Source organism: Sphingomonas sp. DMC8, assembly GCF_056314185.1.
The window spans coordinates 769,461-785,233 of record NZ_JBQUYV010000001.1 but is presented as its reverse complement, the minus strand read 5'-3'; the positions used below and the strand labels follow the sequence as shown (position 1 = coordinate 785,233).

The 15,773-nt window shown below is 63.7% G+C and carries 12 protein-coding genes; 9 read left to right on the top strand and 3 right to left on the bottom strand.

All coding sequences use genetic code 11. The features are described from left to right. The first annotated feature begins 7 nt into the window (after window positions 1-7). Both ACT53K_RS03810 and ACT53K_RS03805 read left to right on the top strand, forming a co-directional pair. Entirely contained in the window at window positions 8-1,090 is a 1,083-nt protein-coding gene (locus tag ACT53K_RS03810; RefSeq protein ID WP_476227196.1) for an AI-2E family transporter, read from the top strand. Window positions 1,091-1,139: 49 nt separating this feature from the next. Then, window positions 1,140-2,075, top strand: a complete 936-nt coding sequence (locus ACT53K_RS03805) for a DUF808 domain-containing protein (protein ID WP_476227195.1) — start codon at window positions 1,140-1,142, stop codon at window positions 2,073-2,075. 1 nt (window position 2,076) lies between these two features. Here the strand turns inward: ACT53K_RS03805 and ACT53K_RS03800 are convergent, their stop codons facing one another. Beyond that, window positions 2,077-5,679 (bottom strand): PAS domain S-box protein, encoded by a 3,603-nt coding sequence (locus ACT53K_RS03800; protein WP_476227194.1) that lies wholly within the window; start codon window positions 5,677-5,679, stop codon window positions 2,077-2,079. A 267-nt stretch (window positions 5,680-5,946) separates the two neighbouring features. Between ACT53K_RS03800 and rplK the strand changes: the two genes are divergently transcribed. Together rplK and rplA are read left to right on the top strand one after the other, a co-directional pair. After that, window positions 5,947-6,378 (top strand): 50S ribosomal protein L11, encoded by a 432-nt coding sequence (rplK, locus tag ACT53K_RS03795; RefSeq protein ID WP_125972052.1) that lies wholly within the window; start codon window positions 5,947-5,949, stop codon window positions 6,376-6,378. Between the two features lie 4 nt (window positions 6,379-6,382). Then, entirely contained in the window at window positions 6,383-7,075 is a 693-nt protein-coding gene (gene rplA, locus ACT53K_RS03790; protein ID WP_476227193.1) for a 50S ribosomal protein L1, read from the top strand. Between the two features lie 187 nt (window positions 7,076-7,262). On the opposite strand, the gene ACT53K_RS03785 is transcribed toward rplA, so the two are convergent. Both ACT53K_RS03785 and ACT53K_RS03780 read right to left on the bottom strand, forming a co-directional pair. Then, on the bottom strand, window positions 7,263-7,691 hold the full coding sequence (locus tag ACT53K_RS03785; RefSeq protein WP_476227192.1) for a hypothetical protein: 429 nt from the start codon (window positions 7,689-7,691) through the stop codon (window positions 7,263-7,265). A 31-nt stretch (window positions 7,692-7,722) separates the two neighbouring features. Continuing rightward, a complete protein-coding gene (locus ACT53K_RS03780; protein ID WP_476227191.1) occupies window positions 7,723-10,743 on the bottom strand; it encodes a TonB-dependent receptor plug domain-containing protein in 3,021 nt (1,006 codons plus the stop codon). A gap of 176 nt (window positions 10,744-10,919) precedes the next feature. Here ACT53K_RS03780 and ACT53K_RS03775 point away from each other — a divergent pair, with 176 nt between their 5' ends. The 5 genes from ACT53K_RS03775 to ACT53K_RS03755 all read left to right on the top strand — a co-directional run bounded on the left by ACT53K_RS03775 (window position 10,920) and on the right by ACT53K_RS03755 (window position 15,746). After that, entirely contained in the window at window positions 10,920-11,081 is a 162-nt protein-coding gene (locus ACT53K_RS03775) for a hypothetical protein (protein WP_476227190.1), read from the top strand. Between the two features lie 102 nt (window positions 11,082-11,183). After that, on the top strand, window positions 11,184-11,756 hold the full coding sequence (locus ACT53K_RS03770) for a hypothetical protein (RefSeq protein WP_476227189.1): 573 nt from the start codon (window positions 11,184-11,186) through the stop codon (window positions 11,754-11,756). Window positions 11,757-11,864: 108 nt separating this feature from the next. After that, a complete protein-coding gene (locus tag ACT53K_RS03765; protein WP_476227188.1) occupies window positions 11,865-12,200 on the top strand; it encodes a hypothetical protein in 336 nt (111 codons plus the stop codon). Between the two features lie 95 nt (window positions 12,201-12,295). Beyond that, on the top strand, window positions 12,296-12,970 hold the full coding sequence (locus ACT53K_RS03760; protein WP_476227187.1) for a hypothetical protein: 675 nt from the start codon (window positions 12,296-12,298) through the stop codon (window positions 12,968-12,970). 142 nt (window positions 12,971-13,112) lie between these two features. Further along, complete coding sequence (locus tag ACT53K_RS03755) at window positions 13,113-15,746, top strand: TonB-dependent receptor (RefSeq protein WP_476227186.1); 2,634 nt, start codon at window positions 13,113-13,115, stop codon at window positions 15,744-15,746. The last annotated feature ends 27 nt before the right edge of the window (window positions 15,747-15,773 follow it).

Genomic DNA, 15,773 nt, shown 5'->3' with positions numbered 1-15,773 from the left:
GAACGCAATGCCGCATACCACCAAGGCTCAAACCCGCGCCCGCATCGTGCTGGCGGCAGCGATTGCGGCCGCTGCACTGTGGATCGGCATGGCCTTCGTACCGGCGGTGCTCTGGGCGGGTGTGCTTGCGATCGCAGTCGACCCGGTGCGCCGTCGTCTGCTCGATCGGTTCCCCAAACACGCGACGGTGATCGCGGCGCTGCTGACGCTGGGGGTGCTGCTGATCGTGCTGCTGCCGCTCAGCATCGCCGTCAGCCAGGCGGTTGTTGAAATTCAGGCGGCTGCCCACTGGATCGCGGACGCGCGCGCGCATGGCGTGCCACTGCCCGACTGGGTTGCGCGCCTGCCCTGGGGGGCGGCCGAAGTCACCGCCTGGTGGAACGTCCATCTCGCCACGCCGCAGGCCGCCTCCGCCGAAATCGGCCGGCTCGACCATTCGCTGTGGTTCAACCATTCGCAGGCGCTGACCCATACGCTGGTGCGCCGCGTGGTGGTGTTCGGCTTCACGCTGATCGTGCTGTTCTTCCTGCTGCGCGATCGCGACGGTATTGTCCGTCAGCTCGAACGCGGCGCCACCCGCGCGTTTGGCGATGCCGGCGACCGGCTGGGGCGGCAGATCTTCGCGGCGGTGCGCGGCGCGGTCGACGGGCTCGTCCTGCTGGGGATGGCGCAGGGCTTCCTGATGGCGATCCTGTATCTCGCCGGCGGCGTGCCGCACCCGATTCCGGTGGGGCTTTTCTCCGGTTTCGCCTCGATCATTCCCTTCGGGCTGGTGACGGTACTGGCGGTCGCGGTGCTGCTGTTGCTGGCCAAAGGCAGCGTAATCGCGGCGATTGTCGTGGGCGGCGTCGGCTTCGCGCTCAATTTCGTCATCGATCACTTCCTCCGCCCCGGCCTGATCGGCGGCACCACGCGCCTGCCGTTCGTCTGGGTATTGATCGGCATCGTCGGCGGCGTGGAGACAATCGGCCTGCTCGGCCTGTTCGTGGGGCCGGCCGTGATGGCGGCACTGGTGCTGCTGTGGCGCGAATGGGTGGCCGAGGGCGATATTGGCGGCGCCGGCGCGGGCGGGACAGAAACGCACGGATGAGGCCATTTTTCCTGCCTCGCCATCAGGACATCAACAGGGGGAAGGGAAGATGCCGGGCGGACTCGTAGCACTGCTGGATGATGTGGCGGCGCTGGCGAAGCTGGCGGCGGCATCGCTCGACGATGTCGCCGGCGCGGCAGGACGCGCGGGCGTGAAAGCCGCCGGCGTAGTGATCGACGACACGGCCGTCACGCCGCGCTATGTGACGGGGCTCTCCCCCGACCGCGAACTGCCGATCATCGGCAAGATCGCGCTGGGATCGCTGCGCAACAAGCTGCTCTTCATCCTGCCCGCAGCCCTGGCGTTGAGCGCGCTGGCCCCCTGGGCATTAACGCCGATCCTGATGCTGGGCGGCAGTTATCTGTGCTTCGAGGCCGCAGAAAAGATTCTCGAAGCGCTCACCGGCGGCCATAACGCCGAAGCCGTCGCCGCCATCGCCGATCCGGTCGAGCTCGAAAAGCGCCAGGTCAGTGGCGCGGTACGGACCGATTTCATCCTTTCGGCCGAGATAATGGCCATCGCGCTCGGGGAGCTCGGCGATCAGGCGCTGGGCACCCAGGCAGCAGCACTGGTCGCAGTGGCGGTGGCGATCACGGTTGGCGTGTATGGCGTCGTGGCGGTGATCGTGAAGATGGATGATATCGGCTTGCACCTCAGTCGCAAGCCGGGCGCCGCGACGCAGGCACTGGGTCGCGGACTGGTGCGGACGATGCCTCTGCTCCTCACTGCGCTCTCACATATCGGCGTCGCGGCAATGGCCTGGGTGGGCGGCGGCATCCTGCTCCATGGCCTCGAAGCCTTTGGCCTGGGGGCGCTGCCGCATGCGCTGCACGCCGCAGCCGAGGTCGCGGAACATGCCGCGCCGATGGGCGGCGGGGTCGTCGCCTGGGTGGTGAATGCGGTGGGCGCCGGGTTCGCTGGGCTGGCTGTGGGTGCTGCAATCGCCGGCCTGCTGCACCTCGCGCAGCACTTCCGCCGCCACTAATTTACAGACCCGCAGCCAGCTCCGCGGCGGGACCGGCGGGCAGGCGTCCCAGTTCGATCGCCGTCGCCTCACGCGCGCGCCGGCCGAGAAGCGCGAGCGCTGCCGCAAAAGGCGCGTCGAGAGCGGCACCGCGCTCGATCTCGACCAGCTGACGGTCCACCATCCGCGCGACATCCCCCAACGCGACATAGCCGAACAACGCCGCATTGCCGGCCACCTGATGGCACAGGCTGCGCAGCGCCGCGCGGTCCTCGGGCGGCGTCGCCTCCCCTTCCCAAGCCGCGAGCGCCACGCGGATCGCCCGCAACCGGCGGCGGAATTGCGGGCGCAGTTCGTCCAGCGCCGGGTTGAGATTGGGCGTCGGCACCTCTGCAGGCACGCGCGTCCAGCGGCGGAGCACGCGGGTCAGCGCGGCAAAATCGATCGGCTTGGCGATATGATCCTGCATCCCGGCCAGCAACGCCGCGCGAATGTCCTCCTGATAAGCATTGGCGGTAACTGCCACCACCGGCACCTGCTCCGCGCCAAGACCCGCATCGCGGATCGCGCGCACTGCCTCGAACCCGTCGACTTCGGGCATTTGCAGGTCCATCAGCACGAGATCATAGCCCCGCCCTTCGGCCTCCGCGCGCAACACGGCTGCAATCGCCTGCGCCCCGTCGGACACGACATCGCACCCGATGCCCAGTTGCGCGAGCAGCGTGACGATCAAGCGCTGGTTGATGTCATTGTCTTCGGCAACCAGCACCCGGCCCGGCAGTGCGCCTTGCCCAGCGGCGTCCGGTTCGTCCGCCGCCTCTTCCTCCTCCGGCTGCGGGACTGCCAGCAGCGGCAGCTCCAGCCGGAAACGCGATCCTTTGCCCACTTCGCTTTCCAGGCCGATCGCGCCTCCCATCAGCTTGGCCATGCGGCTGCTGATCGAAAGGCCAAGCCCCGTGCCCCCCAAAGCCCGGCTGGTTTCTTCATCCACCTGCACGAATTCGCCGAACACCGCCTCCTGCTGGTCGGCTGGGATACCAGGGCCGGTATCGATGACGTCGAGCAGCAACTGGGTCGCGCCCTCCTCGCCACGGGCGAGCGTCGCCACCACGCGCACGCTCCCCTGCCGCGTGAACTTCACGGCGTTGCCGACAAGATTGGTGATGATCTGCCGCAACCGCAGCCCGTCGCTCAATATCCAGCGCGGCAATGCGGGGTCCATTTCCATGTCGAGCGCGATACCCTTTTGCCGGGCGGCGGACTCGAACAGCCGCACCGAACGCCGGATCGCATGAACCAGATCGACCGGCTCTGAGGTGATCGCCATCTGCCCGGCCTCGATCTTCGAATGGTCGAGAATCTCGTTCAGGATACGCATCATCATATGGCCGGATTCGGCAATCAGCCGGGCCTGTTCGCGCTGCACGGGGTTCAGATCGCTCGCCAGCAGCAGGTCGGCAAAGCCCAGCACGCCGTTCATGGGCGTGCGGATTTCATGGCTCATGCTGGCGAGGAAGCGCGACTTCGCCCGCGTCGCGCTCTCGGCGCGCCGCCGCTCGCGGTCCAGTGCCTGCTCCATTTCCTTGCGCTCGGTTACATCTCGCAAAGACGCCACAATCTCGCGCGGACGTCCCTCCGCATCGCGCACCAGCCGCGAATTGGCCTCCAGCCACATCCAGCGGTCGTCGACCGTGTGGCGCGCACGATAGGCGAGCACGCTCTGATCGCGCTTGCCCTCGGCCATGGCGGTAAAGGTTTCGCGGATCGCGGCATCATCGTCTGGATGGAAATTGGTGAGCATATAATGCCCGACCAGCTCTTCCGGCGACAGCCCCAGCACGTGCTGCGTAGAAGGTGTTGCCGACAGGCAGCGGCCCTGCAAGTCCAGCCGGAAAACCGCATCAGACACATTGCTGGCGAAAATGCTAAGCTCGCGCTCTCGCTCCGCGAGCTTGCGTTCGGCGCGCTTGCGATCGGTAACGTCGAGCACCAGCACGATGAAACCGGTCACGCGGTCGTCGCGATCGCGCTCCGGCCGGCCATAGGTCATCACCCACATCGTCTCGCCGGCCTGGTTGGTGAAGCGGAACTCCTGCTGGAAAGGTACTCCCCTGCCGATCAGCGTGCGCCACGCCTGCAATGCCTCACCGGGGCCGTCCGGATAGAGTTTTTGGGCCCAGCCGTCACCGAGCACTTCCTCCAGCTTCATGCCGGTCAGTTGCAGCCAGACCGGACTGGCCCAGGTCATGTCGCCGAGCGTATCGGTGCGGACGATGCCCGCCGGCGAAAGATCGGCGATGATCTGCATCCGCCGCTCGCCTTCCCACAGCGCCCGCTGGTCGGCGCGCTGACCGGTAACATCACGCAGATTGCCGATCAGCCCGGCATATTCACCCTGCTCGTCGCGCAGCAGGTCGAAACGCGCCTCCGACGTCCACTCGGAGCCATCCTTGCGACGAAAACTGATGTCGATGAATTCGGGATGGCCGCCGCGGTTGATATCGTCCAGAAGCGCGCGCGCTGCCGCGAGGGATTCTTCGGAAAGCCAACTTCGTGCCGGCTGCCCCACTGTTTCGGCGACGCTGTACCCCGACACTTCTTCCCAAACGGGGTTCAGGAAGGTCCAGCGCCCTTCGCGGTCGATGCGGAACACGATATCGCGCATATTGTCGAGCGTGGAGCGTAGGAAACGCTCGCTACCGCTCAACCGGCTGCGGATCGCCTGCAGTTCCTGGATCGCTGCTGCGACCGGCACTGCCGAGGCAAAGGTAACCAGCAGGAACAGCTGCAATATCAGGGTTCGCCTCGGCACCCCATCCTGCACCAGATGAATGGGGCCCATGTCCAGCGTAGTGCCAACCGACGCGATAATGGCCACGATAAGGGTAGCGAGTGCCGCGCCGGTTACGCCCAGCCGAAACGCCGCCAGCAGCACAAACGGCGTGATCAGGAACAGCAGGGGAAAATGGCTCTGTGTGAACACCACCAGCGTCAACAGCGTACCGCCGCCGAAAATCAGCATCCATTCGACGATCGTGCGGCCCGACGGGCGCACGCGGGTGCGGGCAGCATCGTAGAGAAACACCGCGATCGGCGTGAGCACCAGATTGCCGATCCCGTCGGTGAGCACCCAGTCGGCCACCGCGATCCAGCTCATCTTCTCGCCGGCGAGACCGCCCAACAAAACCGACGGCGCAGCCGTGGCCAGCGGCGCAATCACCCCTGCCGCCAGCGCGAAGCGGAACAGGCCAGCCGGTGCCGTTAGATTGAAGCGCATCTCGGGCGGGCCGCGATTCATGATCGCCGCGGCGATGGCGACCTCCGCCGTGTTGCCGACGCCATAGGCAAGCGCAGCCCCCGACGTATCGTTGCTGAGCAGGTTGCCAAGTGCCAACCCGAATGCCGAAACGGCGATAATCAGCCCAAAACCCTTGCCGCGCGTGCGGATGAGTACAGCAAGCACAATCGCGTTGGGGAACCAGGCCGGGACGACCCAGGCCGATTTTTCCAGCAGGAGCGCACTGCAGCAGTCGAGCACCGCCACAGAAATCAGAAATAGCAACAGGCCCGCAATCACAGCGTTACGCCGGCGGGATTCGAGCGGAGACGAAGTCAGGCCGTTCATTGCTGTGCCTAGCCTAGCGCATTTTTAGTCCTGTGGCGCACTTCACTTTCGCCCATCATCGCAAAAGCGCCCAAAATGAGTTGGCCATTTCCCGCTTATTCGTTCCAAAGGACAAAGGCGCCCCCGGCAATCTCCCGAGCCGCGCGGGGATTGCCATTACCGGCACTTTGCGCTAACGGCCCGCGCTTCCAGCGCATCAGCATTGGAACCATGCGGGAGGCGGCCTTGCGGCCGTCGCTTGTACCGCTCGACTTGAAAGAGAGTGACATGGCTAAGAAGATTACCGGCTATATCAAGCTGCAGGTGGCTGCCGGCGCCGCCAACCCCTCGCCGCCGATCGGCCCTGCTTTGGGTCAGCGCGGCGTGAACATCATGGAATTCTGCAAGGCGTTCAACGCCGCGACCGGCGACGTGGAGAAGGGCACCCCCCTCCCCACCGTCATCACCGTCTATGCAGATCGTTCCTTCTCGTTCGAAACCAAGACGCCCCCGGCGACCTATCTGCTGAAGAAGGCCGTCAACCTGAAGTCGGGTTCGAAGGAGCCGGGCAAGGTGGTTGCGGGCAAGATCAAGCGTTCGCAGCTGTCGGAAATCGCCCAGGTCAAGATGAAGGACCTGAACGCGAACGACATCGAAGCCGCGACGAAGATCATCGAAGGTTCGGCCCGCGCGATGGGCCTCGAAGTGGTGGAGGGCTGATCCCATGGCCAAGCTGACCAAGAAGCAGAAGACCTGGACCGTTGACGCCACCAAGCTGCACGGCGTCGATGAAGCGATCGCGCTGGTGAAGCAGTACGCCACCGCCAAGTTCGACGAGTCGATCGAAGTCGCGCTGAACCTCGGCGTCGATCCGCGCCACGCCGACCAGATGGTCCGCGGCGTCGTCACGCTCCCGGCCGGCACCGGCAAGACTGTCCGCGTCGGCGTGTTCGCCCGCGGCGCCAAGGCCGACGAAGCCAAGGCCGCTGGTGCCGACGTCGTCGGTGCCGAAGACCTGATGGAAGCCATTCAGGGCGGCACGATCGATTTCGATCGCTGCATCGCGACCCCGGACATGATGGGCCTGGTCGGCCGCCTCGGTAAGGTGCTGGGTCCGAAGGGCCTGATGCCGAACCCGAAGCTCGGCACCGTGACCATGAACGTCGCTGAAGCCGTGAAGGCCGCCAAGGGCGGTCAGGTGGAATACCGCGTCGAAAAGGCCGGCATCATCCACTCGGGCATCGGCAAGGTGAGCTTCTCGAACGAAGATCTGCGCCGCAACTTCGACGCGCTGGTCGACGCAGTCGTCAAGGCCAAGCCGGCGGGCGCCAAGGGCAAGTATCTGAAGAAGGTCGCCCTCTCGTCGTCGATGGGCCCGGGCGTGAAGGTGGACGTGGCCGAAGTAGCCACCGTCTAAGTCCTTCGGGAACAGAAAACGGAAAGGGCCGGGGAGCGATCCCCGGCCCTTTTTGCATGGTCGAACGCGGTCGTCTTTCAGGCGTTCTGATGGACCTTTAGGAGGAACCGGAGAGGCTTGGCAGTCCCGCTGCCGTCGCCAAATGCGATCTCCCCTTGATGGTCGAGCGAAATGACCAGACTGGAGGTCACTGCGCGGTGCCCGACCTCCTCAGGGGAAATTTCGATATTGTACGATACGCGCACGCTGCCCGCCTTCTCCGCCGGGCGACCCGCATCACGGCGCGATAATGGTGCTCGTTCTGCGCCTGAACTTCGATGGTGGCGTCCTCTCCCTCCTTGACCGTCCGCGCGGGCGAAGACAACAAGCGGTCGCCATCGCGCAGTTCGGCCGCAATCAGATAGGTTTTGCCTTCCGGCTGGGCAGCCGGCTGCCGTGCCGGAAATAGCCAGACAAACAAGAGCGCCGAGCATCGAAAACCGATATCGCATACCTTCTCCAAGTTCATGGCTTGTGCGACCAAAGACGCGCATAACGCAATATTATCGAAATGCAAAACACCCGCATCAATAGTATCTTCGGGTATCAATAAAAAAGCGCCGCGCGGAATTTCCACGCGACGCTTCTCTACAACGCCATAAATAGCGTCAGAATTTTACGCGCGATCCTGCGAATAACGAGGTGCCGGTATAGTCGGTCGGATACATGATCGAACCGATGTCCGGCTTCTGGTTGAACAGATTATTCACGCCACCAAACAGCTGGAAGCGCTTGGCAACATCGACACTGGCATAGATGTTATGCACCCAGCGTTCCTTGTAGTATTGATACTGCGGCGCAGCATAATTCGGGTTTCCGGCAAGTGCGTCCTTCGAGAAGCGCTCCGTCTTGTCCCACCACGACAGGCTGTAGTTGAACGAGAACGCGCCACGCGAATAAGTGATGTTCGTATAGGCCTGATATTTCGGCATATAAGGCTGGCCGCGGTTATCCGTCGGTTCAGCGCCGGGCGTTCCCACGAAGGTCAGCTTATCGAGGTAGCTGGCGATCACGCGAATGTTGAAAGTACCGATCTTTTCGAGCGTGAAGGTATAGTTCAGGTTCGCGTCCAGCCCGGCAGTACGGAAATTCGCGACGTTCTGCGGAAACACCTGGAAGCCGGAGATCAGACCGGTGCCTTGCTGACGCTGGATGCTAGAGCAGAACTTGTTGTTGATCGTCGGCTGGTCAACGCACAGCTCGGCCAGTTGCTGCGGATCGACCGTGTTGATCGCGTTTTTCAGGTCAATGTTGTACCAGTCGAGCGAGAGCTGGAGGCCCCGGATAAACCGAGGCTGCAATACCACGCCAGCCGTCCAGGTGCGTGCCTCTTCCGGTGCCAGCGAGGCATTGCCGCTGGAAGTACCCGCGATGTTGAAGTTGCGAGGATCGTCGAAGGTGTTGATCTGCGCCTGGGTGAGCCCCGCCTGCGACAGGATGGCCTGGCAATTGGCTGCACGGGTCGACTTGCCCAGGTTTCGGTTCGAAACGATGCAGGGATCATTGAAGAAAGCGTAGGTCTGCGACGCCGCACTGTACAGCTCGCCGATATTCGGCGCGCGAACAGCCTTCGAGATCGTGCCGCGGAAGCGGATGTCACGCACGGGTGCCCAGGTCACATCGCCCTTCCAGGTCGTCGTGTGGCCGATCGACGAATAATCCGAGAAGCGCAGCGCGCCGCTGAAGTCCAGCGTTTGGAAAAAGGGGCGGTCGCGCAGCAGCGGCACGTCGATTTCACCAAACGCTTCCTTCACATCGAAACTGCCGCGCGTCGGCAACAGCTTGTTGGTGAAGGTTAGGCCCTGCTGCTCAAGCGGATCGGGTGTAAAACGCGAAGTTTCCTTGCGGTATTCCGCACCGATCGCATAGCCTACGGCACCGCCCGGCAGGGTAAACAGATCGCGCAGGTCGCCGCTGACCGAACCGGAAACTACATTCTGGGTGATGCGCGAATGCTCGGTCGTATTGGCGCGGATGAAGTCCAGTCCGGCCTGGTTCGTCATACCCTCGCCGAACAGATTGATCGGCTGGCATTGTCCGGACGAAAATGTCGTGGGCGAAATGACGTTCCGGCCGCTCGAATAGGGCTGATTTGGGGTCCAGGTGGGATCCAGATTGACGCGGCACGTGATCTGGCCATTGGCCGGATTGCGCACAGCGTCGAGCGCCGCGAAGAAACGGTCACTGTAGATGTCGTTCACAAAGTGATTGGTAACATCCGTCTGGCCGAAAACGTACGAAACCTCATAGTGCATACTCGGGTTCAGATCGCCTTTGGCACCCACCACCGAACGCCATGTCTCGCGCTTGATATTCTCGCCGCGCTGGCCGAGGTCGAAATTGTCGCGCGTTACCAGCACACCGCCAAGCGCCGGGTCGATCGCATTGCGGATCGATGTTGGAATGTACGGGTTATCCTGCGGGACGAACAGATAATAGTCGAACGTGGGCTGGCCGAGCGAATAGGACTTGGTATTGGCGTACTTGCCTTCCGCGAACAGCTGAATCTTGTCCGAAATGTCGTAATGGGCGAAGACATTGGCGACATGCCGCTGAACGCTAGGCAGCAGATCGTTGCCATAATCTGAAACCAGTGTGTCGTCACTGTTGCGAGTGTAGCCTCCGGGAAGATTGGTCCCGCGATTGTAAACCGCACCACTCCCCGTGAAATCCGGCAGCCCGTCGAAATCGACGTCCACAGCACCCTGCCGGGAGGTCTGGCCGTACCGCACGCCGCTCAGCGGGATGTACTGATACGAACCGGGCTGCCCTGCAACATAATTGGGGTTGCGGTAGAACCCGACCCGGTTGGTGCCCGTGAGAGCCTGGCGGTCCTTGGTCCGCAGACGATCGCTATCATTATATTCATAGGCGATCGCGATGTTGCCGCGGCCATCGGCGAAATTTTGCCCCGCGGTAACGGCGAGCAGCCGCTGGCCTGCATCACCATCTTTGCTGATGTCAGCCTGGGCGCGCGCCGACACGCCCTGGAAGTCCTTCTTCATGATGAAATTGACCACGCCGGACACGCCATCCGCACCGTAAATGGCCGAGGCGCCGCCGGTCAGGATGTCGATGCGGTCGATCAGGTCTGCGGGAATGGTATTGATATCGACCGACTGGCTGCCGGGCAGACCCGAAACATGTCGGCGCCCATCGACCAGCACCAGCGTCCGGTCGGTACCGAGGTTGCGCAGATTAAGCAGGTTAAGACCCGTTGCACCGATGCCGGCACGATCACCCGAATTGTCGCGCGAGGTCGAGGAGCCGACGAGCGCAGGAAGGCCGGTCAGGAAATCGGTCACGTTCGTGGTACCAGCCTGTTGCAGCTGCTGGCTGCCCAGCGAGACGATCGGGCTGGCGGTAGCATAATCCGGGCGACGGATGCGCGAGCCCGTCACCACAACTTCATTGCCAGCGCCCTTATCCTCTTCCTGCGCGGCCGGCGCCGGTGCGGCAGCATCCTGTGCCTGGGCGATAGCCGGCATGGCCACTGCCAGCGAGAGCGAGGAAACGGCGAGCCGGAGTGCAACGGCACGAGAACGTCCGATCGAAGACATGGGGTACCCCTTTTGTACTTTTTTTACCATGACCTTGCCGCATGTTTCTGAGGCACTGGTCGGAAACACGCAAAGAAATGTCTCGAAATGGAAAATTGGCAAGCCGTAACGCGACTAACCGTTTGAAATGCAACGGACCGTTGCATTTGAGCAACACGCCACCGCCATCGGGGAAGGCACAGCGCGTTGCCTTCTTACCAGCCCCAGGCTAGGCGCAGTTGTACCGTTACCGTCGCGAGCAAGCCATGCAGCATCCCCTTGCCGACCGCGAACTGCGCCGCCGACGCACATGGATTGGTGCGCTGGTCTGCCTGTTACTCGTTTTGCCTGCGGCTTCGTTTCAGGGGTTCAAGCACGACGTCGCGGACTTTGTGCGCGGCTTCGCGGATGGGGCCGCCGGCCGCTGAACCGGGGCACTTTGCGATACGCACTGCAACTTCCCCCGACCTCGCTCGTTTCGCATCCGTCCCGTTCACCAACGGGTAGGCCCAATCCGCGCGAGCAATGCCATGCCCATCCCCGTTCCTTTGCTTATCCTCGGCCTCGCCGCCGCTACTCCCGCCACGCAGGACTATGGCGCGCGCCATGTCGGCGACTGGACCGTGGTGGTCAGCAAGGATCGGCACGGCTGCTTCCTCAGCCGCCAATATGACGGCCGCGGCAACACCACGATGCTGCTGGGGATGGACGTGGATGGCGGCAATCGGCTGTCGCTGCTCAACGACAACTGGTCGATCGCGGCGAAGGACCGACTGAAGCTGACGTTCCGCCTGTCGAACCGCAATTATGCGGACCAGTCGGCAATCGGCATCGTCGCCGGCGCGCAGCGGGGTTTCGTTACCCGGTTCGACGCGGACTTTCCCACCACCTTCGCCAGCTCCAAGAGTCTGAACGTCGCGCGCGGCGACGTGCCGGTAGCGCGGCTTACGCTCGACGGCAGCGGCGCTGCAGTCGCCGAATTGCGGCGCTGCGTAGACCAGCAGCGCGCCTCTGCGGGTGCCGATGCCACCGAGAAGAGCGACGACGACGGCATTCCGCTCGATCCCTTCGCGCCACCCCCCAGGCACAAGCGCAAATCCTGACCACCGCGGCGAGTCGAGACGTTGCGGCGGCGAACCGACCAATATCGGCGGGAACCCTCACCGGACAGCCGGGTTTATTCCACCGGGTTAACGGTTGGAAGAGAAACGATGTCGCGTACTCTGACGAAAATTGCTCCTGTTGTTCTGATCCTCGTCGGCGGTGTTGGCCTGAGCGGCTGCGCCACCAAATCCTATGTTCGCGAGCAGATTGCGCCGGTAAGCCAGCGGGTCGACGCGCTTGAAACGCGGCTGCAGGAAACTGACGGCACGGCCAAGTCGGCACTGTCGCAGGCGCAGGCTGCCGCCAGCCAGGCACAGGCAGCGGCGGGCCAGGCGCAGAGCAACACCCAGCGGCTCGACCAGCTCACCAGCCGTGTCGACGGCGTCGAGCAGCAACAGCAGCAGATGCAGGCCGAAAAGAAGCGCAAGCGTCCGCGCAACTGATCTGACGGGCCCCTCTGGGCTGTACCTGTTCCTCCATCAGCGGGTGGTCGTCTTTGCGGGCGGCCACCCTGCCTTTTACCGGGCTTCCCGCATCGATGATTCCCTTGCTTCTGGCGCTGGCCGGGCTGGCGCTGCCCGCCCCCGCAGTCTCCGCTCCTGCCCATCCGACGAAAAAGACACGGCACACCCCTGCCCCGCGCATCGCGCCAACGGCGGACAGCCTGCGGATCGCCGGATGGGTGACGGCGACGAAAGACAATCGCGGTCTGCCCTATGCCATTATCGACAAGAAGAGCGCCGCGCTGTTCCTGTTTGACGCCAAGGGCAAGCCGCTGGCGGCGGTGCCGGTGCTAATCGGCATCGCCCCGGGTGATGATGCCAGCCCGGGCGTCGGCGCCAAGAGCCTTGCGGAGATCGGTCCCGCCGAAAAGACCACGCCCGCCGGCCGCTTCCTCGCCAAATTCGGGCTGGCAGCGGGCAAGGCGAAGGTATTGTGGGTGGATTACTATACCTCGGTAGCGCTGCACCCGATCCCGCCCGGCTACCCGAAGAAGGAACGTCGCCGCGAGCGGCTGCTATCCCCCACACCCGACGATAACCGCATCACCTTCGGCTGCATCAACGTGCCGGGCACCTTCTACACCGGCAAACTGAGCCCGATGTTTCGGCGCAAGGGCGGCTATGTCTACATCCTGCCCGACACCAAGCCGATCGAAGCGGTGTTTCCTCAGCTTCAGGCAGTGCCGGTGCCCGATACGCCGGTGGGCTGACCGGCACCGCCTGCCGTCACCACCTTGAAATAAATCGGCACTGATATTTCATATTAGTGCAAAGGGTTGGCCCCTGAACTGTTGCGCCAGCGCCCTATGGGGCGGCGTCACAAGACCAATGCAGGTCCAGGGAGAATCCAACATGCAACCCCCGTTCGCGCTGCTTCGCGCGTCGTCGGCGCTCGCCCTCACGCTTGCTGCCATTGCCCCCGCTTATGCCCAGACTGGCGCGGCCCCGCAGCCGGCACAGCAGGAGGATGGCGGCGAGGAAATCGTCGTCAACGGCACCTATGCCCGCAGTCTTGCGGCCGCGACCGAGGCGAAGCGCCGCGCCGAATATGGCGTCGATTCGATCAGTTCGACCGACATCGGCAAATTCCCCACCCAGAATGTGGCCGAAGCGCTGCAGCTCGTGACGGGCGTCGCCATCACCCGCCCGCGCGGTGAAGGCCTGTACGTGTCGGTTCGGGGCCTGGGTCCGCAGTTTCAGAGCACCTTGCTCAACGGCCGCCCGATCGCGCTCAACGACCTGATCGAAAATGGCGGCGCCAACGGTCGCCAGTTCCGGTTCGAAATGCTGCCCGCCGAGTTCGTGTCGAATATCGACGTGGTGAAGACCCCCACCTCGGACATGACCGAGGGCGCGCTGGGCGGCAATATCGACGTGCGCACCTTCCGCCCGTTCGACGTGGGCAACAAGGTCACCGCCAACCTGCGCGGCACCTACACCACCCAGACCGAAAAGGTGAAGCCGAACGCCACGCTGATCGGCAGCCACACCTGGGGCGACACGTTCGGCCTGCTGGTCGGCGCGCAATATTGGGGCAAGTCGGTCCGCAACGACCGTTTCATGAACTTCGGCTGGAACCTCAACAAGTTCACCTCGGCTGCGGCCGGTGGTCTGCCGGCGGGGCTCTACACTCCAACCCGCACCCGCCCGACGGTCGAGACCGAAGACCGCAAGCGCATCTCCGGCCTGGTTTCCGCGCAGTGGCGCCCGACGCCCGAGCTGGAAACCTCGCTCGACATTCTCGCGACCCGGCTCGATGTCGCCTATGACGAATTCGGGATGGACATCTACCCGGACGATCCCAACACGTCGGTCGCCCCGGGCTACAAGGTCAGCGGCAACACCGTCACCGCCGCGACGATCAACAATGTCCGCTTCATGGCCAGCCGCGAATACAGCCTCAATCGCCACGATCTGCTGACGATCGGCCTGAAGCAGACCTGGAACCACGATGCCTGGCATGTGGCCGCCAACCTCAACTGGTCGTCGGCGCACAGCTTCCACCCCAGCAACGCCGAAGGCACGGTGCGCAGCCGCGCCTTCCTGATCGCGCCGCTGACCTATGACGCATCGGGCGGTTACAAGGTGACGCCGACGCTCACCACCCCGGTCGACCTCACCAACCCAGCCAATTTCAACCTCTATCCGTTCAACATCGCGCCGAAGAACAGCAAGGACTGGGACAAGTTCGCGCGCCTCGACGTCACCCGTGATCTGGGCGGCTTTTTCCGCAAGCTGGCCGTGGGCGGCGAATATCACTGGCGCAAGCGTGACTATTGGCGCCGCGACTATATCGTCAATCCGGCCCCCGGCACGCCGCTCACCTCGCTCGGCGCCGGCGCATATCAGCAGATGCCCTTTGACGACTTCCTCGCCGGCGTCGGCGGCAACAGCCCGCGCCACTGGCTCGTGCCCGTCACCGCAGGCTATTACAATGCGCTGTTCAACGACACGATCGCCAACGCGCCGCTGACCGCAGGCGACATGGCCGCTTCGTTCAAGACGACCGAGAAGACCGCCTCGGCCTATGCCCGGCTCGATTATGGCACGATGCTCGGCAGTGTGAACCTGGTCGGCAATATCGGCCTGCGCTACGTCCACACCGATCAGAACGCCACCGGCTATCTGCGCAGCGGCAACAACGTTACGCCGGCAGCCTTCCCGAAGACGTTCAACGACTGGCTGCCCAGCTTCAACCTGAAGGCGGAGCTGACGAAAACGCTGATCGCCCGCTTCGCCGCCAGCCGGGTGCTGACGCGGCCGAACATCACCGACAGCGCCCCGCGCATCACCGTCTCCACCGACGCGCCGACCGCCAGCGGCGGCAACCCGCAGCTGCTGCCGTTCCTGGCAACCCAGTTCGACGGCGCGCTGGAATGGTATTTCAATCCGCGCGGCGCGCTTACCGGCGCGGTGTTCTACAAGGCGATGGACAATTACATCACCGCGCAGAACGTGAATATCGACATTCCGGGTCGCGGCACGGTGCTGCTTTCCACCCAGGTCAATGGCGGCAACGCCAAGGTCTATGGTGCGGAAGCGGCGTACAACCAGGTGTTCACCTTCCTGCCGGCGCCGTTTGACGGGCTGGGCATGCAGGCATCCTACACCCACACCGAAGTCAACGCTAACTACACCGCCGGCGCGCGGCCGATCGTCAACCAGCTGATCGGTCTGTCGAAGAACAGCTACAACCTCGTCGGTTTCTACGACAAGGGGCCGCTGTCGATGCGCCTGTCCTATGTGTGGCGCGACCGGTATCTCTCGAGCACCGGCAGCACCACCCAGGCGCCGACCTATACCGCCCCGTTCGGCACGCTCGACGGCAGCATCGGCTACAAGCTGACGCCGAACGTGTCGCTCAGCGTGGAGGCGATCAACCTCTCGGGCGCGAAGCTCTACACCTATAACGACGATCCCAACCGGTTCGGCGAGATCAACTATTACGGCCGTACCTTCCTGTTCGGGGTGCGCGCGGAGTTCTGATCCGCGACACCGCGACAGGCGCGCAAA

Coding starts and splice junctions, on each gene's coding strand:
- ACT53K_RS03810 (WP_476227196.1), top strand. CDS start 8: ATGCCGCATACCACCAAGGCTCAAACCCGCGCCCGCATCGTGCTGGCG.
- ACT53K_RS03805 (WP_476227195.1), top strand. CDS start 1,140: ATGCCGGGCGGACTCGTAGCACTGCTGGATGATGTGGCGGCGCTGGCG.
- ACT53K_RS03800 (WP_476227194.1), bottom strand. CDS start 5,679: ATGAACGGCCTGACTTCGTCTCCGCTCGAATCCCGCCGGCGTAACGCT.
- rplK (WP_125972052.1), top strand. CDS start 5,947: ATGGCTAAGAAGATTACCGGCTATATCAAGCTGCAGGTGGCTGCCGGC.
- rplA (WP_476227193.1), top strand. CDS start 6,383: ATGGCCAAGCTGACCAAGAAGCAGAAGACCTGGACCGTTGACGCCACC.
- ACT53K_RS03775 (WP_476227190.1), top strand. CDS start 10,920: ATGCAGCATCCCCTTGCCGACCGCGAACTGCGCCGCCGACGCACATGG.
- ACT53K_RS03770 (WP_476227189.1), top strand. CDS start 11,184: ATGCCCATCCCCGTTCCTTTGCTTATCCTCGGCCTCGCCGCCGCTACT.
- ACT53K_RS03765 (WP_476227188.1), top strand. CDS start 11,865: ATGTCGCGTACTCTGACGAAAATTGCTCCTGTTGTTCTGATCCTCGTC.
- ACT53K_RS03760 (WP_476227187.1), top strand. CDS start 12,296: ATGATTCCCTTGCTTCTGGCGCTGGCCGGGCTGGCGCTGCCCGCCCCC.
- ACT53K_RS03755 (WP_476227186.1), top strand. CDS start 13,113: ATGCAACCCCCGTTCGCGCTGCTTCGCGCGTCGTCGGCGCTCGCCCTC.